General features: G+C 72.3%; 17 protein-coding genes. 10 read left to right on the forward strand and 7 right to left on the reverse strand.

Features of this window, described 5'->3' with window-relative positions; genetic code table 11:
- Genes L2K70_RS06715 through L2K70_RS06735 form a run of 5 tightly spaced genes read left to right on the forward strand, consistent with a single transcriptional unit; the run spans position 1 to position 3,495 of the window.
- Positions 1 to 519, forward strand: a complete 519-nt coding sequence (locus tag L2K70_RS06715) for a flavin reductase family protein (protein ID WP_236400614.1) — start codon at positions 1 to 3, stop codon at positions 517 to 519.
- Between the two features lie 52 nt (positions 520 to 571).
- Complete coding sequence (locus tag L2K70_RS06720) at positions 572 to 1,210, forward strand: response regulator (protein WP_236400616.1); 639 nt, start codon at positions 572 to 574, stop codon at positions 1,208 to 1,210.
- Positions 1,207 to 2,103, forward strand: coding sequence for an arylamine N-acetyltransferase family protein (locus L2K70_RS06725; protein ID WP_236400618.1), 897 nt, complete (start codon positions 1,207 to 1,209; stop codon positions 2,101 to 2,103). Before L2K70_RS06720 ends, L2K70_RS06725 begins: the two co-directional genes overlap by 4 nt.
- Positions 2,100 to 2,573: a GNAT family N-acetyltransferase gene (locus tag L2K70_RS06730; protein ID WP_236400620.1), complete on the forward strand. Its 474-nt coding sequence runs from the start codon at positions 2,100 to 2,102 to the stop codon at positions 2,571 to 2,573. The genes L2K70_RS06725 and L2K70_RS06730 overlap by 4 nt, the downstream gene beginning before the upstream one ends.
- Positions 2,574 to 2,595: 22 nt before the next feature.
- Positions 2,596 to 3,495 carry a hypothetical protein gene (locus tag L2K70_RS06735; protein WP_236400622.1) on the forward strand — a complete coding sequence of 300 codons (900 nt, stop codon included), beginning with the start codon at positions 2,596 to 2,598 and terminating at the stop codon, positions 3,493 to 3,495.
- Between the two features lie 82 nt (positions 3,496 to 3,577).
- Here the strand turns inward: L2K70_RS06735 and glpK are convergent, their stop codons facing one another.
- Entirely contained in the window at positions 3,578 to 5,056 is a 1,479-nt protein-coding gene (gene glpK / locus L2K70_RS06740) for a glycerol kinase GlpK (protein ID WP_236400624.1), read from the reverse strand.
- Entirely contained in the window at positions 5,053 to 5,895 is an 843-nt protein-coding gene (locus L2K70_RS06745; protein ID WP_236400626.1) for a DUF1028 domain-containing protein, read from the reverse strand. The genes glpK and L2K70_RS06745 overlap by 4 nt, the downstream gene beginning before the upstream one ends.
- Positions 5,896 to 5,948: 53 nt before the next feature.
- Between L2K70_RS06745 and L2K70_RS06750 the strand changes: the two genes are divergently transcribed.
- Positions 5,949 to 7,193: an MFS transporter gene (locus L2K70_RS06750; RefSeq protein WP_236400628.1), complete on the forward strand. Its 1,245-nt coding sequence runs from the start codon at positions 5,949 to 5,951 to the stop codon at positions 7,191 to 7,193.
- Between the two features lie 6 nt (positions 7,194 to 7,199).
- Here the strand turns inward: L2K70_RS06750 and L2K70_RS06755 are convergent, their stop codons facing one another.
- Positions 7,200 to 8,396, reverse strand: a complete 1,197-nt coding sequence (locus tag L2K70_RS06755) for a pyrophosphate--fructose-6-phosphate 1-phosphotransferase (RefSeq protein WP_236400630.1) — start codon at positions 8,394 to 8,396, stop codon at positions 7,200 to 7,202.
- A 169-nt stretch (positions 8,397 to 8,565) separates the two neighbouring features.
- On the opposite strand from L2K70_RS06755, the gene L2K70_RS06760 reads away from it, so the two are divergent.
- The 4 genes from L2K70_RS06760 to L2K70_RS06775 all read left to right on the forward strand — a co-directional run bounded on the left by L2K70_RS06760 (position 8,566) and on the right by L2K70_RS06775 (position 14,111).
- Positions 8,566 to 10,011: an APC family permease gene (locus tag L2K70_RS06760; RefSeq protein ID WP_236400632.1), complete on the forward strand. Its 1,446-nt coding sequence runs from the start codon at positions 8,566 to 8,568 to the stop codon at positions 10,009 to 10,011.
- Positions 10,012 to 10,071: 60 nt separating this feature from the next.
- Positions 10,072 to 11,430: a metallophosphoesterase family protein gene (locus tag L2K70_RS06765; RefSeq protein WP_236400633.1), complete on the forward strand. Its 1,359-nt coding sequence runs from the start codon at positions 10,072 to 10,074 to the stop codon at positions 11,428 to 11,430.
- Positions 11,431 to 11,504: 74 nt separating this feature from the next.
- Positions 11,505 to 12,854: a class II 3-deoxy-7-phosphoheptulonate synthase gene (locus L2K70_RS06770; RefSeq protein ID WP_236400635.1), complete on the forward strand. Its 1,350-nt coding sequence runs from the start codon at positions 11,505 to 11,507 to the stop codon at positions 12,852 to 12,854.
- Between the two features lie 255 nt (positions 12,855 to 13,109).
- On the forward strand, positions 13,110 to 14,111 hold the full coding sequence (locus L2K70_RS06775; RefSeq protein WP_236400637.1) for a threonine aldolase family protein: 1,002 nt from the start codon (positions 13,110 to 13,112) through the stop codon (positions 14,109 to 14,111).
- Here L2K70_RS06775 and L2K70_RS06780 read toward each other — a convergent pair.
- The 4 genes from L2K70_RS06780 to L2K70_RS06795 all read right to left on the reverse strand — a co-directional run bounded on the left by L2K70_RS06780 (position 14,089) and on the right by L2K70_RS06795 (position 19,313).
- On the reverse strand, positions 14,089 to 15,186 hold the full coding sequence (locus L2K70_RS06780; RefSeq protein WP_236400639.1) for an NADase-type glycan-binding domain-containing protein: 1,098 nt from the start codon (positions 15,184 to 15,186) through the stop codon (positions 14,089 to 14,091). The genes L2K70_RS06775 and L2K70_RS06780 overlap by 23 nt on opposite strands.
- A gap of 72 nt (positions 15,187 to 15,258) precedes the next feature.
- A complete protein-coding gene (locus L2K70_RS06785; RefSeq protein WP_236400641.1) occupies positions 15,259 to 16,158 on the reverse strand; it encodes a DMT family transporter in 900 nt (299 codons plus the stop codon).
- 17 nt (positions 16,159 to 16,175) lie between these two features.
- On the reverse strand, positions 16,176 to 18,344 hold the full coding sequence (locus tag L2K70_RS06790; protein ID WP_236400642.1) for a Stk1 family PASTA domain-containing Ser/Thr kinase: 2,169 nt from the start codon (positions 18,342 to 18,344) through the stop codon (positions 16,176 to 16,178).
- Positions 18,345 to 18,512: 168 nt separating this feature from the next.
- Positions 18,513 to 19,313, reverse strand: coding sequence for a glycoside hydrolase family 16 protein (locus tag L2K70_RS06795; RefSeq protein WP_236400644.1), 801 nt, complete (start codon positions 19,311 to 19,313; stop codon positions 18,513 to 18,515).

The raw sequence follows: 19,313 nt of genomic DNA on the forward strand, positions 1-19,313 counted from the left end.
GTGACGATCCACTCGACGCACCCGTTCCTCGAGCCGGAGGGCGACCGTGATCCCGTACGACGACTGCGCGGGCGCCTCGGCGGGACGGTCTCGCTCTGGACTGCGGGCGCGCCTGACGACCGGGCGGGCCTGACGGTGTCGTCCTGGCTGGTCGCCGGCGGCGACCCGGGACGGGTGCTGGCCCTGCTGGACCCCGACGCGGACCTGACCGACGCGCTCCTGGACACCGGCCGCGGCCTGCTCCAGCTGCTCGCGTGGGACGACCGCGGTCTGGCGGACGCCTTCGCCGGGACGGCACCGGCACCGGGCGGGCCGTGGCGGATGGCGGAGTGGACGGCGACCGACCACGGCCCGCGCCTGGCGCACGCGGCCACCTGGGCGACCCTGGAGGTCGAGTCCGTCGTCGAGGTGGGGTGGTCGCGCCTGGTCACCTGCGCGCTCGGCGAGGTGGTGGTGGGGGACGACAGCGACCCGCTCGTGCACCGCCGCGGTCGCTACCAGCCGCCGTCGTCGTCGTGAGTGGCTACGATTCCTCCAACCGAGGGAGCCGGGGGGCGACATGGTGAGGGTGATGGTGGTCGACGACCACCCGATGTGGCGTGACGCGGTCGAGCGCGACCTCGAGGCGGCGGGCCACCAGGTGGTGGCGGTCGCCGCCAACGGGCGCGAGGCCATCGCGCGTTTCCCCGCTGCCGCTCCGCAGGTGGTCGTGCTCGACCTCCAGCTCCCCGACGACACCGGCGTCCAGGTGACGAGCATGATGCTCGAGCACGACCCGACGGCCAAGGTGCTGATCCTGTCGGCCAGTGGCGAGCAGGGCGACGTCCTCGAGGCGATCAAGGCCGGGGCCACGGGCTACCTCGTGAAGTCGGCCTCCAGCGCCGAGCTGATCGACGCCGTCGTGCGCGTCGCCGAGGGCGAGGCCGTCTTCACGCCGGGTCTCGCCGGCCTGGTGCTGGGCGAGTTCCGCCGGATCGCGGACGGTCCGCCCGACAGCCCGGTCGACCAGCTCACCGAGCGCGAGACCGAGATCCTCAAGATGGTCGCGACCGGCATGAGCTACAAGCAGATCGCCGCGCGCCTGGTCCTCTCGCACCGCACCGTGCAGAACCACGTGCAGAACACGCTGCGCAAGCTGCAGATGAACAACCGCGTGCAGCTCACCCGCTGGGCCATCGAGCACGGCCTCGACGACCAAGCCGAGGCATGACCGCACCCCACACCGACGCCCGGCTCGACGCCTATCTCTCCCGCATCGGCCTGACCCACCGGCCACCGGTGACGATCGGCGGCCTGCGCGAGCTGCACCGTGCCCACGTCGGGCGCATCCCCTACGACAACCTGTCGATCTACCTCGGCCGGCCCGACCCCGTCGACGGCTCGGTCGACCGTGTGTTGTCGGGCGGTCGGCTCGGCTACTGCTTCCACCAGAACACCGCTCTCGAGTGGCTGCTGACGGCGCTCGGGTTCTCCGTCAGCCGGCGCCACGGCCACGTGTGGGCGCGACCCGAGCACCAGCTCGGCACCGAGCTCAACCACCTCGTGCTCGTGGTGTCCGGACTGCCCGCCGACGACAACCCCGGCGGTCACTGGTGGGCCGACGCCGGGATGGGCGAGGGCTTCGCCGAGCCGCTGCCACTGGTGCGCGGGGACCACGTCCTCGACGGGTGGACGTTCGGCATCGGTGCCGGCTACGGCGCGCAGGCCGCGGGACGGCCGACCGGCCCCGCCGCCTGGACCTACCGGCACCTGCCGGGCGGAGTGGTCAGCGGCGTCGTCGTGACGTCGCGCGACCACTCGCCCGAGGCCGTCGCGTCGTCGCACCACGCGCTCGGCACGGGCGCGGAGTCGCCGTTCCGGCGGGTGGTGGTGGCCCAGCGCATCGACGGCCGGGTGCAGCGGTGCGTCCGCGGCCTCGTCCACCAGACGATGACACCCGACAGCCGCGAGCAGCGCGACCTGACGTCGTACGACGACTGGCGCGGCGCGCTCGTCGACGACCTCATGGTGCCGGTGGACGACGTCACCCCCGAGGAGTGGACGGCGCTTTGGGAGCGTGCCCGGGCCGCGCACCGGGCGTGGGACGAGGCGGGTCGACCGTGATCGAGGCAGGGAGCGCCGCCTGGCGGCGCGCCACGTCCGACGACGCGGTCGCGCTGCGTGACCTCGAGCGGGCCGCCAGCCTCGTCGGCCTGGCCCACGTCTTCGGCGAGCTGCCCTACCCGGAGGACGACGTGCTCGCCCGCTGGGTGCTGCTCCTCGACGACCCGTCCGTGGTGGTCGAGGTCGTCGACGACGACGGGGGCGACGAGCTGGTCGCCCTCGCCGCCCACGACGGCGAGACCCTGCGCCACCTCGCCGTACGGCCCGACCACTGGAGCGCCGGTCTGGGGCGGGAGGGCTTCCGCCGGGCAGAGGCCGCCGGCGCGCGGCGGCTGTGGGTGCTCGAGCACAACGACCGGGCCCGTCGGATGTACGAGTCCCTCGGCTGGCGGCCCAGCGGGACGACCCAGGAGTGCCCGTGGCCGCCGTACCCGACCGAGCTCGAGTACGCCGCTGCGCCTTCCCCCTAGGCCGAACCCCTAGGTTGGGTCCATGGCCGACCCGCTCCTGGAGATCGCCGACGACCTCTACGCGCTGCCCCTCGCGGACTTCACTCCCGCACGCGACGCGCTCGCCAAGGAGCACAAGGCCGACAAGGCCCTCGCGGCCGGCATCAAGGGCCTGCGCAAGGCGTCCGTCGCGGCCTGGGTGGTCAACCTGCTCGTGCGCCGCGACCCCGACCAGGTCGACCAGGTGCTCGCCGTGGGTGCCGCGCTCCGCGAGGCGCAGGAGAACCTCGATGCCTCCCAGCTGCGCGAGTTCACCAAGCAGCGCCGCCAGCTCACCGCGTCCGTGACGACCAAGGCCCGGCGGCTCGCGCGGCAGGACGGCGTGAAGACCACGGAGTCCGTCGGTGACCAGGTCGAGGCGACCCTCACCGCGGCCATGCTCGAGCCCGATGCGGCGAGGGCCGTGCGGAGCGGGTTGCTGGTCACGTCACTCGCCGCGACCGGGCTGGGCGACCTCGACCTGAGCGGTGCAGTCGCCGTGCCCGAGGCCCTCGGCTTCACCGCGACCGCCCGGCCGGTCGCCGAGCCCGACCCGACGCAGCGGCCGAAGCTCACCGTCGTACCGGATCCCGACGCGGACCTCAAGGCACGCAAGGCCGCCGACGAGCTGCTTGCCGACGCGAAGGCCGCGCTCGGCGTCGCGGAGAAGGAGCAGCGCGGTGCCCGTCGCGCCGTGGAGCGGCTCAGGGCACGGACGCTGCAGCTGCAGTCCGAGCTCGACGAGCTGCGCAGCCGCATCGCGACCCTGGAGGCGGAGGCCGAGGAGGTCGACGACGAGCTCGGCGAGGCCGAGGCGGTGGAGGCCGAGGCGCAGGAGGCCGTCGAGGAGGCACAGGCCGAGGTCGACGCGGCCAAGGAGGCGCGCGCGAGGCTCGACGGCTGAGCCTGCAGGTGGGGGAAGTCTTGCGCGGTCAGGGCGTTGCAACACCCTGACCGTGAGGGAGTCCCCGCTTGAGCGGTGACTCCTACAGCCCCGCCCAGCCCTTCGACCGTTCGACCGCGTCCGACCAGCGGGCGTACGACGCGTCGAGCGCCTCGCGGTCACCGCCGGGCTCGAAGCGCCGGTCGAGCGCCCACGTCTCGCGCAGGTCGTCGGTCGAGGACCACACGCCGGTGCCGAGACCGGCGAGGAACGCCGCGCCGAGGGCCGTGGTCTCGACGATCTCGGGCCGCTCGACCGCACGGCCGACGTGGTCGGCCTGCATCTGGCACAGCAGGTCGTTGGCCGACGCGCCACCGTCGACGCGCAGCGTCGTCTGACCTTGCCCCGGCAGCGTCTCGAGCACGTCGCGCACCTCGAAGGCGATCGCCTCGAGCGTCGCGCGCACGATGTGCGCGCGGGTGGTGCCACGGGTGATCCCGATGATCATCCCGCGCGCGTGGGGGTCCCAGTGGGGCGCGCCCAGGCCGGTCAGCGCGGGCACGAACACCACGCCGTCGGTGTCCTCGACCGTGGATGCGATTGCAGCCGTCTCGGCGGCGCTGCCGACGATCTGGAGGCCGTCGCGCAGCCACTGGACGGCCGACCCGGTGACGAAGATCGCGCCCTCGAGGGCGTACGTCATCTCGCCGCTGGGGGAGCGCCATGCTGCGGTGGAGAGCAGTCCGGCGTCGCTGCGGACCACCGAGGAGCCGGTGTTGGTGAGGATGAACGAGCCGGTGCCGTAGGTGCACTTGGACTCGCCCTCGTCGAAGCAGGTCTGCCCGAAGAGCGCGGACTGCTGGTCGCCGGCGATGCCGGCGATCGGCAGCGACAGGCCGAGGAAGACCTTGGGGTCGGTGGGCGCGACCTCCCCCCAGTTGGGCACCAGCTCGGGGAGGGCGTCGCGCGGCACGCCGAGGAGCCCGCACAGCTCGTCGGACCAGTCGCCCGACTCGAGGTCGAGGAGCAGGGTGCGGCAGGCGTTGGAGACGTCGGTGACGTGCCAGGTGCCGCGCGTCATCCGGGCGATCAGGTAGGAGTCGACGGTGCCGACGGCGTACCGGCCCGACTCGACCAGCGCCCACGTGTGCGGCTCGTTCTCGGCGAGCCACATGAGCTTCGTGCCGGAGAAGTAAGGGTCGAGCCGCAGGCCGGTCAGCTCGGCGACGCGGTCCTCGTGGCCCTCGGAGCGCAGCCGGTCGCAGATGTCGGCGGTGCGCCGGTCCTGCCAGACGATCGCGCGTCGCGGCGAGCCGAGCGTCTCGCGGTCCCACAGCACGATGGTCTCGCGCTGGTTGGTGATGCCGACGGCGGTGAGCTCGGACTGGTCGACCTTGGTGAGCACCTCGCGGGTCGCCTCGAGCGTCGCCTGCCAGATCTCCTCGGCGGAGTGCTCGACCCAGCCGGGCCGCGGGAAGTGCTGGCGGAACTCCTGGTAGCCGGTGGCCTGGATCCTGCCGTCGGGGGTGACGACGACGGCGGTGACGCCGGTGGTCCCGGCGTCGATCGCGAGGATGCTCATGACACGTCCTCACCTCGGATGATCGACAGGATGCGGCGGTCGATCCAGTCCGGCCGGGCACCTGGCCCGACGCGCATCTCGTAGTTCTCCGAGCCGACCCACATGTGGAAGCTGTCCTTGCCGTCGGCCTTCGCCAGTGCCTCGAGCTCCATCATCAGGGTGTCGTCGACCGGCACCTTCTCCTCGTCGGTGGAGGCGGTCAGGTAGAGCTCGTTGAGGTCGACGAGGCGCGCGAGCTCGGTGACCGGGTCGACGTGGTCGTCGACGCGCAGGTCGACCGCGACGTCGTCGTGACCGCCGTACCCCGCGCCGTCGCGCACGACGAGGACGGCGGCCGACTGGCGTCCCCGGCTGTCGCCTCCGGCGGCGTCGCCGGCCGCGAGGGCGGCGAGCAGGCGTCGTTCGAGGGAGAGGTCCGGTGCGCCCTGCCACGCCAGCTCCATCGCCTCGACCACCTCGGGTCCGGTGAGGATGTTGCCCTGGATCGCGTAGCCGCCACGCTCGCCGCTGCGCCCGGTCGTCCCGCCGGCCCACGCGAAGCACTCCGAGCCGGTGTACGTCGCCGCGTTGCCGTCCGAGTCGACGATCCCGGCCTGCCGGTGCTCGCGGCCGTCGTCGTCCTCAACGAGCCGGTCGAGGGCCACCTGGGCCGTGGCGCCGTCATCGAGGTGCGCCAGGCCGAGGTACTTGTAGGCGATGTTGGCGTCGGCCTGGGTGGCGATCGCGCCGACCCCTGCTGCCGCGGCGGGCACCGCGGACCCCACCGCCAGGAACTTGGAGGCGACGGCGACGCCCCACGACTCGCCGTCGTCGGACCGGGCCACGATCGAGAACGTCATGTGCCGAACATATCGGGGCGCGCGCCGTCGGACCGGCCACCTAGGGTGGCCCGGTGCTCACACGTCTCGGGTTCCCCAGCGTCGGGGAGCACCGACGCTTCGTCGCGGCGATCGTCGCCGACACCGTCGGCAGCGGGCTGTTCATGCCGATCACGCTGCTCTACTTCCTGGCGATGACGGACCTGTCGCTGGTGCAGATCGGCTCCGCGCTCTCGATCTCGGCGCTGCTGAGCCTGCCCGCGTCCTTCGTCATCGGCTCGATGGTCGACCGGTTCGGCCCGCGCCGGATGATGCTGGCGGGCAACCTCGTCCAGGCCGCGGGCATGGCGGCCTACATCTGGGCCGACTCGCTCCTGGCGGTGGCGCTGTGGACGGCGCTGCTCAACCTCGGCCGTCAGTCGTTCTGGGGGTCCTTCGGCAACGTCGTCACGGCGATCTCCGCGCCGGGGGAGCGGGAGGTGTGGTTCGGCTTCCTGCAGGCGGTGCGCAACCTCGGCTTCTCCGTCGGTGGGGTGCTGGCCGGGATCGCCCTCCAGGTCGGCACCGACACGGCCTACCTGTCGGTGGTCGTCGTCAACGCCGCCACCTTCGTGCTGGCCTTCGTCCTGCTGCTCGACGTCCCGGACCACCGGGTGGCCCACGACGAGGACGCCCCGGTCGAGGGGTGGGGCGTCGTGCTGCGCGACCGTGCCTACCTGCGACTGGTGGCGGGGCAGTTCGGCTTCGTCGTCGGGATGATGGTGCTCAACTTCGCGCTCCCGGTCTACGTCGCCGAGACCATCGACCTGCCGGGCTGGGTCGTGGGCGCCATCTTCACCCTCAACACGGCTCTTGTCGGCCTCGGACAGGGACTCGTCGTACGCCGGATGACGGGGCAGGTGCGCGGCCGGATGATGGGCCTGGCCCAGCTGGTCTTCGCCGCCGGCTACCTGCTGTTCGTCGTCGCCGGCTTCCTGCCCGTGGGGGTCGCCGTGGTGGTGATGCTCGCGGGAGCGGCCATCTACACCGGCGGCGAGCTCGTCGGCGGCCCGGTCTTCAGCGCGACCGCCGCGGAGGCAGCGCCCGACCACCTGCGCGGTCGCTACCTCGGACTGTTCCAGCTGAGCTGGGGGATCGGGGCTGCCGTGACGCCGCTCGGGTTCACCTGGCTGCTCGCCCACGGACAGACCACGCTGTGGTGGGTGCTCACCGTCGTCGCCCTCGCCACGGCGGCGTACCTCCAGACGCTGCCGCGTGTCCTGCCCGCGGCCGCGCTGCGCGTCACCGATCGCGCGGAGCCGGCCACCGCGACCGACTGATCCGCGTCAGGCCTGGCCGGTCCAGCGCTGGAGCTCGGCGAACCACTCCTGGTCAGGGTCGAACGGCTTGTGCCCGGCGATGCGCTCGAACTCGATGGCGCGCAGCTCGTCGCCGCGGTCCTCGTCGTGGCCGATCACCCCGGGCGTGCCCTCCATCGCGGACGACACCGCGAGCGTCGCCATCTCGCGGATCAGCGCGAGGTCGGTGTCGTTGGCGGGGGCGGAGCGCGAGAAGTAGCCCGACTTCTGCACCATCTGCTTCTCCGCGCCGATCTCGCGGGAGAACCGGTCGGCGAAGTAGCGGCCCGGGTTGATCGTGTCGATCTTGACGTGGCCGAAGGGGTCGCGCCCGACGGTCTCGCCGGCCGCCTCGAGGTCGGCGACGATGTCGTCGATGCCGGCGCCCTCGGCGAGGAAGATGTTGACGCAGCCGATCTCGTCCATCACGGCACGGAGCCGCTTCGCCTCGGCGGCGAGGTCGATCGCCCGCTCGGGCACGTAGACGGCGTGGACGGCCCACTTGCGGCCGTCGAGCCCGATGCCCGGCAGCCACTCCTGCTCGGCGTGCCAGGCCATGTAGTCGCGAGCCGCTGCTGCGGTGAGCCAGCCGCTGGCGCGCCCCATCACCTCGTGCACGATCAGCATCCGCGGGTTGGAGCCGTGCTCGGCGAGCACGTTCTGCGCGAACCGTGAGGCCTGCTGGGCGGCGGTCTGGGCACCGAGGCTCTGCCGGATCGGCACGATGTCGTTGTCGATGGTCTTCGGCAGACCGACGACGGTGAGCTCCGACCCCTGCGTGCGGAGGTACGCCGCCAGGTCGGCCGCCGCGGTGTTCGTGTCGTCGCCGCCGATGGTGTGCAGCACGTCGACGCCGTCGGCCTGCAGGCGTGCGGCCGCGACCTCCAGGGCCGTCTCGCCCTCGCCGATCAGGCCGCGGCGGCGGCAGTCGTCGTCGTTGGTGAGCTTGACGCGGCTGTTGCCGATCGGGCTGCCGCCGTAGCGGTGCAGCAGCGACGCGCCCGCGCGCTCGTCGGGGCCGATCACCACGCTGTTGCCGGTGAGCAGGCCGTGGTAGCCGTGCTTGTAGGCGATCAGCTCGATGGACGGGTCGGTGGCGTCGTAGGTCTCGATGAGGGCACCTACGGCGGAGGACAGGCACGGGGCGTAGCCACCGGCCGTGAGGAGCGCAACGCGGGTCGGCATGGGCAGCAGGGTAGTTGGAACGATCTAAGGCCGGAAGTCCGCCCGACGGGCGGACAGTGACCCCTCGTCGACGGCGACGTTGTAGGGGTGAGGCGGTGGTTGCCAGCCCCGTCGCACGAAGACATTGTGGAGGAAGCCGTGCGGCGCACGGCCCGACGAGGGGAGTCCGATGAGCACGACCGAAGCCACCCAGCCCGACGTGAACGGACCGGAGGACGCGGACCTCAAGCGCGTCCTCGGACCCAAGCTGCTGCTGCTCTTCATCGTCGGCGACATCCTCGGCGCCGGCGTGTACGCCGTCACCGGCAAGCTGGCCGGCCAGGTGGGCGGGATCGCCTGGCTGCCGTTCCTCGTGGCCTTCGCGGTCGCGACGGTGACCGCGTTCTCCTACCTCGAGCTGGTCACCAAGTACCCGCAGGCCGCCGGTGCCGCGCTCTACACGCACAAGGCGTTCGGCATCCACTTCGTCACGTTCCTCGTCGCCTTCACCGTGGTCTGCTCCGGCATCACGAGCGCGTCCACCTCGTCGAACCTGCTGGCGGCCAACCTGCTCATCGGCTTCGGCAACGACGACCCGAGCAGCAGCGCCACGCTCATCACCGCCTTGGCGTTCATGCTCGTGCTGGCAGCGATCAACCTGCGCGGCGTCGGCGAGAGCGTGAAGTTCAACGTGGTGCTCACGCTGGTCGAGATGAGCGCCCTGGCCATCGTGATCGGCATCGGCATCTGGGTGATCGGCAAGGGTGACGGCGACCTCGGCCGGATCACGGTCTTCGAGAACCCCGACGACAAGGGCCTGTTCATGGCCGTCACGATCGCCACCGCGATCGCCTTCTTCTCGATGGTCGGCTTCGAGGACTCGGTCAACATGGTCGAGGAGACCAAGGACCCCCTCAAGATCTTCCCCCGCACCATGCTCACCGGCCTGGGCATCGCGGTGGTCATCTACATGCTCGTCGCGATCTCGGTGGTCGCGGTCATCCCGCCCGGCCAGATCGCCGAGCCCACCAACGCCGAGGCCGGGATCCTCCTCGACGTCGTGAAGACGGGTGCGCCGGACCTGCCGATCGACAAGCTGTTCCCGTTCCTGACGGTCTTCGCCGTCGCCAACACCGCGCTGATCAACATGCTGATGGCCAGTCGCCTGATCTACGGCATGGCGCAGCAGGACGTGCTCCCGCGCTCGCTCGGCAAGGTCCTGCCGGGGCGTCGCTCGCCGTGGACCGCGATCCTCTTCACGACCCTGCTCGCGCTGGCGCTGATCACTGTCGTCACTGTCGACGCCGAGAACTCCGTGGTGGCCGCCTTGTCCGGCACGACCGCACTGCTGCTCCTTGCGGTGTTCACGATCGTCAACGTCGCCTGCCTGATCCTGCGGCGCGACCCGACCCCGGAGGGCGCCTTCCGGGCGCCGTCGTTCCTGCCGGTGGTCGGCGCGGTCTGCTGCGCCTACCTGCTCGGACCCTGGGCGCGGCTCGAGGCCGACATGATCCAGTACAAGATCGCCGGGGGCCTGCTGGCCGTCGGGGTCGTGCTGTGGGCGATCACGTGGGCCACCAACCGGGGTGTGCGCGCGAAGAAGACCGGCTTCCGCGACATCGACCGCCTCGAGTAGCCCGACCGGGACGGCGGGTTCCGGCCCGCTGTGGCGGGTCCGCCGTCTACGGTTGGCCGAGTGACTCGTCGACCTCTCGGACTCGCGGCGGCCGTCCTCGTGGCGTCCGCCCTCGGGTGCACCTCGGTGGCACCGCCGTCACCGTCGGCGAGCGCCACTCCCACCGGGGAGCACTCCGCGACGACCACGCCGACCCCCGACGGCGGGCCGGAGGGACGCCTGCCGAAGGGCGGCCCCCGTGACCGCCCGGCCGTGCCCGCCGCCCCCGAGCTCCGCGACGCCTACCACTTCGTCTCGGCCCCCGACTTCCTCAACCAGGACGTCGCCGACCTGACCGCCGACGGCCGCGAGGAGTACGTCGACCCGCGCACGGGAGCCGTCGCAAACTCCACCAACAAGGAGTACGACGCGGGCCTCCGGCACGTGCTGGACGAGATGGCGTCGTACGGCACCCGCGACGTCCTGGTCGCCGGCGACCTCGTCGAGGGCCGCTGGGGACGCGACGACTCGGGCAGCGGCGTCTTCGGGCCCGTGCGCACCGAGAAGCAGCGCATGCGGGCCTGGCGCCGGGCTGCTGCCGTCTACTACCCGGCGTACCGCCAGCGCTTCGCCGACCACGGCCTCCGCACCTTCCCGGCCGTCGGCGACCACGAGATCGGGGACGACCCGTGGAAGGCGCGGCGCGACCCGTGGATCGCGTTCAAGCGCAGCCACGTCCCGCAGTTCAAGCAGATCTTCGCCGACGAGATGCTGACCACGGCCAGCGGCCGCTCGCGGTTCTCGAAGCACCCGTCGAAGGGACCGGCACGGCGCACCGCGTACGCCGTGCGCCTCGACGCCGACGTGCTGCTGGTGACGCTCGACGTCTTCGAGCGCCGCGGGGGAGACGTGCACATGTCGGTCGACCCCGCCCAGCTGCGGTGGCTGGAGCGGGTGCTGCGCAAGGCCCGAAGGGACGAGGTGCCGTGGGTGATGGTGCAGGGCCACGTGCCGATGACCGGTGACGTCCGCGCCCGCAACTCCAGCCACCTCACCTACGAGAAGGGCGACCGCTCGGCGCTCTGGAAGGCGATGGTCGACGGTGGCGTCGACGTCTACCTCAGCGGCGAGGTCCACGACCAGACCGTCCACCAGGTCGACGGCATCCTTCAGGTGTCCCACGGCTCGCTGTTCTACCGCGGCGAGGCGTCGTACGTCGTCGGGCAGGCCACGGCCGACGAGCTGGTCCTGGAGAACCACCAGTTCCGCGGCGAGATCGGCTTCGAGGACCGGCTGTGGACCACCTCGCGGCAGGGTGCGCCCGGCCACATCAGCTACCCGGACCCGTCGCTCGTGACAGGCACGCTGGAGGCGCACCGGACCCGGTCGGGCGGGGTCAAGGTCGACGCCGCGGCCGGGGTGCTGAAGCCGCGACGCTGATCGCGGTCGGCGCCCCGCGCCCACCGGACGGTCACGGTTCGGGGGAGCGCGCGCTGCCGCCGTACCCTTGGGGGGTGACTGCCATCCCCACCCTCGAGCAGCTGCACGCGCTCGGACCCCAGCAGCAGCCGACGTACCCGGACTCCCGGGCCGTCGACGCCGCCGTCGCCCGCCTGCGGACGGTCCCGCCGCTGGTCTTCGCGGGTGAGTGCGACGACCTGACCGAGAAGATCGCCGCGGTGACCCGCGGTGAGGCGTTCCTGCTTCAGGGCGGCGACTGCGCCGAGACCTTCGCCGGCGTGACCGCCGACAACGTCCGCAACAAGCTGCGGGTGCTGCTCCAGATGGCGGTCGTGCTGACCTACGCCGCCTCGGTGCCGGTCGTGAAGCTCGGCCGCCTCGCGGGCCAGTACGCCAAGCCGCGCAGCTCCGACGAGGAGACCCGCGCCACCCCCGACGGGCCAGTGACCCTTCCCGCCTACCGCGGCGACGCGGTCAACGGCTACGACTTCACCCCCGAGGCGCGCGTGCCCGACCCGCAGCGCCTCGTCGACGTCTACAACTCCTCGGCCGCGACCCTCAACCTGGTCCGCGCGTTCGTCACCGGCGGCTACGCCGACCTGCGCCAGGTGCACACCTGGAACACCGACTTCGTGCAGAACTCGCCGTTCGGCCAGCGCTACGAGGCGATGGCCGACGAGATCGAGCGGGCGCTGACGTTCATGAAGGCGATCGGCGCCGATCCCGACGAGTTCCACCGCGTTGACTTCCACTCCAGCCACGAGGCCCTGCTGCTGGAGTACGAGCAGGCGCTGACGCGCATCGACTCGCGCACCGACCAGCCCTACAACGTCTCCGCGCACTTCGTGTGGATCGGCGAGCGCACGCGTCAGCTCGAGGGCCCCCACGTCGAGCTGCTGTCGAAGATCAAGAACCCGATCGGCATCAAGCTCGGTCCCACGACCTCGCCCGACGACGCGCTGGCCTACGCCGCGCGGCTCAACCCGGACAACACCCCGGGACGGCTCACCTTCATCACCCGCTTCGGCGCAGGCAAGATCCGCGACGGCCTGCCCGCGCTGGTCGAGAAGGTCACCGCCGAGGGCCTCAACGTGGCGTGGGTCTGCGACCCGATGCACGGCAACACCTTCGAGGCGTCCTCGGGCTACAAGACCCGCCGCTTCGACGACGTGATCGACGAGGTCCAGGGCTTCTTCGACGTCCACCGCAGCCTCGGCACCTGGCCCGGCGGCGTCCACGTCGAGCTCACCGGCGACGACGTCACCGAGTGCGTCGGCGGCGGCGAGGAGATCGACGAGGTCGGGCTCGCCCACCGCTATGAGTCCGTCTGCGACCCCCGCCTCAACCGGGTCCAGTCCCTCGAGCTCGCCTTCCTCGTGGCGGAGATGCTGCGCAAGGCCTGAGGAAGCGGCCGCGAGCTTGCGAGAGGGCGCTTCCGAGCGGCTTGTACCTCCGCCCTGAACCGTCCGTCACGGCACGCCCGCTGGCGGTGGTCCACCCACATTCGGCGGGCCCGGAAGGTGGCTCCACCACCGCTGGCCCGCGCGCCGTCATTCGACACGCCCGCGGGCGGGTGGCGCACCCACATTCGGGAGGCCTGGAATGTGGCTCCACCACCGCCCGGGGAACGACCGGGACCCGCGTGATGGGATGAGCACGTGATCGACCTGCGCTCCGACACCCTGACCCGGCCGACCGAGGGGATGCGTGCCGCGATGGCGCGCGCGGAGGTCGGGGACGACGTCTACGGCGAGGACCCGACCGTCACCGCGCTGCAGGAGCGGGTGGCGGGGATGTTCGGCCACGAGGCGGCGCTGTTCACGCCGACCGGGTCGATGGCCAACGTGCTCGCCGTGGCGAGCGTCGTACGACCCGGTGAGGAGGTGCTGTGTGACTCCTCGGCCCACATCGCGCGGGCCGAGCTCGGCGCGCACGGCGCGATCACCGGCATCACCATGCGCACGTGGACCGGTGCGCGGGGACAGGTCGACCTGGCGGCGATCGAGTCGATGTACGCCCCCGACATGGGGCCGTTCTTCGTGCGCACGGCGGCCGTCTCGGTCGAGAACACCCACAACTTCGCCGGTGGCGCCGTGCTCCCGCTCGAGGACCTCCGTGAGCTGCGCGCCTGGGCCGACACGACCGGCACCGCGGTGCACCTCGACGGCGCGCGGCTGTGGAACGCGCACGTCGCGACCGGCACGCCGCTCGAGGACTACGGCCGGGTCGCCGACGTGCTGGCGGTCTGCCTGTCGAAGGGACTGGGCGCACCCATCGGGTCGCTCATGGTCGGCTCGGCCGACGCGATCGAGGAGGCCCGGGTGCGTCGCAAGCGGATGGGCGGGGGGATGCGGCAGGTCGGCGTCCTCGCGGCGGCAGGGGCGTACGCCCTCGACCACCACGTCGATCGGCTGGCCGACGACCACGCGCACGCCCAGCTGCTCGGTGAGGCACTGGGCCTCGACCCGGGGTCGGTCGACACGAACATCGTCGTCGTGGACCGTCCGGACGCGTCGGCGTTCGTCGCCGCGGCGGCCGACGAGGGCGTGCGGATCGCCGCGGTCGGGCCCCGGGCCGTCCGCCTCGTGACGCACCTCGACGTCACCCGCGCGGACGCGGAGCGGGCAGCGGTCGTGCTCAGCCGGCTCGCCGGCCGCTGATTGCGACCTCGCTGATCGCCGTGTAGTCGCGGCCGAGGTTTCCGGTGCCCGGAGGTGTCACCGAGGTGATCGTGATGGTGACGGTCGAGGTCTCCACCGGGGGCACCTTCAAGAGCTCCATCGCGGGCCTCTCGGCGAACGTCTGCTCGACGCTCGTCCCGTCCTCGAAGCCCCACGTGACGGCTAGGATCCGGCGGTTGTTGGGGTACCAGTCGACGCCGGCGACCTGCTTGGCGTAGCCGTTGACCAGCCCGACGCGGTAGACGACGGCGGGCTCGGCCAGCGTGATCGTGACCGTCTGGCCGGTCGCGTCGCCCTCGACGCGCCACGTGGTGCTGGAGTCGCCGTCGTGCATCTGCACGGGCTCGTAGGCCACCAGGTTCCCGTCGAAGTCGGTGGTCGGCGGGGCCGTGCCGGGCACCTCGAACGACGCCCCGCGGGCGAGGTCGACCTGCTTGCCGACGCCCCTCGGCCCCTCGGCCTCCGGCTCGCTCGACCCGCCGTCAGGTCCCTCGCCTGATCCGCCGGTCGATTCGCCGCCGGGCGCGGAGGACGCGCTCGTGGCGGGGTCCGTCGCCGTGCCGTCATCGTCGTCGGCGCCGAAGGTCTCGAGGAGCACGAACACCAGGCCGACCAGCAGCACCGCGCCGAGCACCCAGAAGATCCAGGCCCGGCCGCGGACGGGGTCCTCGACGTCGAGCTCGTCGACCTCCTCGTAGGGCAGCAGCTCCTCGCGCGGGTCCCAGGTCGAGGTCGACGAGCGCGCCGCCGCGACAGGCTCCGGCTGAGCCGCGGGCTCGGCAGCGGCAACGGGCTCGGCAGCGGCAACAGGCTCGACGGGCGCGCCGAGGGGCGCGGTCGCTGGAGCGACGGCCGTCGGGTCCGCGGCCTGCACGGGCATCACGACCGGCGCTGTGTCGGGAGCCGGGTCCGGAGGAGCCGCGGGAGCCTCCGGCGCCGGGGCGATCGTGACGGGTGCAGCGGACGCCGGTGCGGGCTCCCCGATCGGGTGCCCGCAGTTGAGGCAGAACCGGCCCACGCCGAGGGCCGCCCCGCACCGCACGCACGTCTCCACGTGGCCACGATAGGGGGAGGCGCCACGCCCGTCGCCCTGTGTCGGGGTGGGGCGAGGACGGCGCCGGCGGGCTCAGACCGCGATGTGCGGGACCTCTCCCTCGACGACCCGGCGCGGGGCGAGCTCGACGATGAGCATGGCGACCAGGACCATCGAGCCGCCGAGAAGCAGCCGCTGGGTGAGGTCCTCGCCACCGAGCCACACCGCGAAGACGGACGCGAACACGGGCTCCATGCTCATGATGATGGCGGTCCGGGTGGGCGGCAGGTGCGCCTGCGCCCAGGTCTGCCCGAGCAGGCCGGCCGCACCGACGACGACGGCCATGTAGAGGAGCGAGAGCCAGTCAGCAGTCCGCGACGGCAGCACGATGCCGTCGTACGCCGTCGCCGTCGTGCACACCAGCGCGATCACCACGACCTGCAGGATGGTCATGCCCACGGCGTCGCGGGCCGTGGACCACGCGCCCAGTCCGACGATGTGCAGCGCGTAGAGCACGGCCGACGCCAAGGTGATGAGCTCGCCGTAGCCGACGCTGAAGCCGCGCAGCGCGAGGACGCCGAGGCCGATCGTGGCCAGCACGACGGCCACCCACGTGACCGGCGGGATCCGCGTCCGCAGGATCGCGGCCGCCAGCAGCGGGGTGCACACGACGTACAGGCCCGTCACGAAGCCGCTGACGCTCGCCGGGGTGTGCGCGAGACCCGTCGTCTGGAGGATCTGCGCGAGGCCGTAGAGCAGGCCCAGCACGACCGCGTGCCGCCGTACGACGGGGGAGAGGCGGCCTATCGCGCGCGGTGCGACGACCAGCAACGCGACGGCCGCGACCGAGAACCGGACGGCCAGGAAGTCGAGCGTCGGCACCCGGTCGAGCAGGTCCTTGATGAGGAAGAACGTCGACCCCCAGCACGCCGCCAGGGCGACCAGCGCGAGCGAGGCGAGCAGGGTCGTACGACGGCTCTGCTCGGGTGTCACGGAGGAAGGCTAGGACCTCACACCACGTAGAGCGTGATCGTCGAGCCCTTGGGCACCTCGTCGCCGGCACCGGGGTCGGAGCTCGAGACGTAGCCGATGCCGAGGTAGATGTCGGCCTGCTCCGTTCGCACCTCGAAGCCGAGGCCCTCGAGCAGCTCGGTGGCCGCCTCGACGCCCATCGCCTTGACCTGCGGCACCTCGACCAGCTCGGGTCCGAGGGACACCACGAAGGAGACGGTGTCGCCGCGGTAGAGGACGGTCCCGGGGGCCGGGTCCTGGGAGATGATGTCGCCGGTCGGGACGGTGTCGCTGTACTCCTCGCCGGCGTCGGCCTGGAGCCTGCGCTTCTCGAGGGCCGCCTTGACGGCGTCGTAGTCCCCGCCCGTCCAGTCCTTGACCTCGAACGGCTTGCGGCCGCGGCTGAGCACGAGGTCGACGGTCGCGCCGGGCTTCAGGGTCGTGCCGGCCTTGGGCACGGAGCGGATGACCTGGCCCTCCGGCACGGTCTCGCTCCAGCGGCCCTTGCTCGTGCCGAAGGTCAGGTTGGTGGCCGCGATCGCGTCCTGCGCCTCGTCCTCCGTCTTGCCCCCGAGGTCCGGGACGTCGTAGCGCTCCGGCCCCAGCGACAGCACGAGGGTGACGGTGCCGCCGTCGAGCACCTTCCCGCCGGGCTCGGGGTCGGTGGCGATGACCAGGCCGGCCTCGACGTTCTCGCTGTAGGCCGCCTCGCCCTCCTCCGCCGTCAGGCCCGCGGCCTCGAGCTCGGACGCGGCGGCCGCCTGGTCGAGGCCGAGCACGCCCGGCGTCGTGGTGTACCGCTCCCAGCCGAACCACCACGCGCCTGCCCCGATCCCGGCGACGAGCAGCAGGGCGAGCAGCAGCGCGACGGGGCCCTTGCGCGAACGGCGGCGCGCTGTCGTCGTCACCGGCGCGATCCTGGTGGGGGCCTTGCCGGCAGGACGTCCAGTGGCCGGCCGCGCCGTCGCGGCGGACGCACGCGTCGCCTCCGTCGGTGCCTCCGCCACCGCAGCAGCCGGTACGGCGGCGCGCATCGGCTGGGTGACCGGCGCGGCGGCGGTGGTGGTGACAGCCTCCGTGGCCCCCGCCGGAACGGGGTGGCGCTCGATGGCCGTCGTCCGGTCGGGACTGCCGTCGTCGACGAGACCGGAGTCGCGCGGGTCGACCTCGGTGAGGAGCGCGAGCGCGCTCGCGTCGAACGGCTCCGGCATGGTGTCGTTGCCCGGCTCCGAGGCGTCGACGATCTCGGGCGAGCGGCGGGGGAGCAGGTCGGCGGCCAGCTCCGGGTCGGACTCCAGCCCGTCCCGCAGGGCCAGCTCGACACGGTGGAGCTGGTGCAGCAGCACGGTGGCGTCGGCGGGGCGCTGGTCGCGGTCGCGCGAGGTGGCGCGGGCGACGAGTGCGTCGACGTAGTCGGGGATGCCCGGCTGGAGGAGCGAGGGCATCGGCACGTCGTGGTGGACGTGGCGGTAGGCGACCTGGATCGGGGACTCACCCTCGTGCGGCTTCGTGCCGGTGAGCAGCTCGTAGAGCACCACGCCGGCTGCGTAGACGTCGGCGCGCGCGTCGGCACGGCCGTCGACCACGAGCTCGGGCGCGAGGTAGGACACCGTCCCGATGAGCACGCCACCGGTGGCGGTGTGCTGGGTGTCGGCGCTGACGGCCTTGGCCAGGCCGAAGTCGGCGACCTTGATGCTGCCTCCGTGGGCCTCGTCGGCGATCAGCACGTTCTCGGGCTTCACGTCGCGGTGGATCAGCCCGGCGCGGTGCGCCGCGCCCAGCGCGGACACGACGGGCTCCAGGAGCGCGAGTGCGCGCCGCGGGGGCATCGGAGCCTCCTTGCGGACCACGTCGCGCAACGTGTGGCCCGGGACGTACTCCATGACCAGAAATACGGTGTCCTGACCGTCCGAGGTGTCGTCGCCCTGGTCGTAGACGCCGACGACGTGGGGGTGGTTGAGCCGCGCGGCCGCGCGCGCCTCCCGCACGAACCGCTCGGCGAACTCCTGGTCGTCGCCGAGCCCCGGGTGCATCACCTTGACGGCGACCGTGCGGTCGAGTCGGATGTCGGTGGCCTCGTAGACACTGGCCATGCCACCGCGGGCCACCCGGGCGAGGATCCGGTAGCGGCGCTCCAGCAGGCGGCCGACCATGGGGTCGCCAGACACGCCGGGCGCTGCTGCGCGGGCGTGCTCGGGTGGCTCCACTGTCGACCTCCAGCTGCCGGACGGGGAAGGATCCAGCGCCTCCACTCTACGGAAACAGCCCCCGCGGCCACGCTCAGGCGCGGGCTCCGGCGTGGCGTGGATCGCCACTCCGGAACCCGCGTGACGCGCTCAGCAGGCGTCGTTGAAGGTGCTCAGCTCCAGCTGCGGCGCCTTGATCGACTTCTCGTTGGGTGCGCGCATCGACCAGTAGCGCATCCAGTCCATCTGCATCCGTGCCGGGTGCATCCTCTTCCCGTCCTTGGCGCGCAGCTCGAACTTCAGCTGGCGCGGCAGCGGGTCGAGCGCCTCGTCACGGCGCTCGGTGTTGACGACGTGGGCGTCGACGAACCACGAGACGTGGTCGGGCGCGACCTCGACGGCGTAGGTGTGCCAGCGGTCGTTGCGCAGGTGACGTCCCAGGAAGCCGCGGTAGGAGCTGCTGGGGAGGGTGTGCACGTAGGACTTCACGGTGTTGGTGCCGAGGGTGAAGTTCTCGATGCCGATGTCCCGCCCGCCGCAGTGCTGGTCGCGCGTGCCGCCCGGGACGAGCTCGGTGACGACCTTGAACGGCGTACCGCCCTTGACCTTCGACATCGTGCGGGCGCGCATCCGGATCTCCCAGCGGCCGTAGGTGTGGCCCGTGAGGTCGAGCTTCGCCGAGACGCTGCCGCGCTTGGTGCTCATCAGCGTGAGCATGCCGTTCTGGGTGCGGACGATGCCGCGGCCCTTCTGCTTCCAGAAGGCCGGCTTGGGGCCGACGAACTCCTGGCGGAAGACGCCGTACTGGTACCAGCCGAAGGTGTTCCCGGCGTGGATCGGGCCGGGTGCGCCGTGGACGTGGTCGGCCTGCGCGGGGGAGACGACCGGGGACAGGGTGAGTGCCAGCAGGCCCACGAGTGCGGCCGCGAGCGCGGATCGGAGGGGGTGCAT

Origin of the sequence: Nocardioides potassii (assembly GCF_021648885.1) — a bacterium.
Taxonomy (GTDB): Bacteria; Actinomycetota; Actinomycetes; order Propionibacteriales; family Nocardioidaceae; genus Nocardioides; species Nocardioides potassii.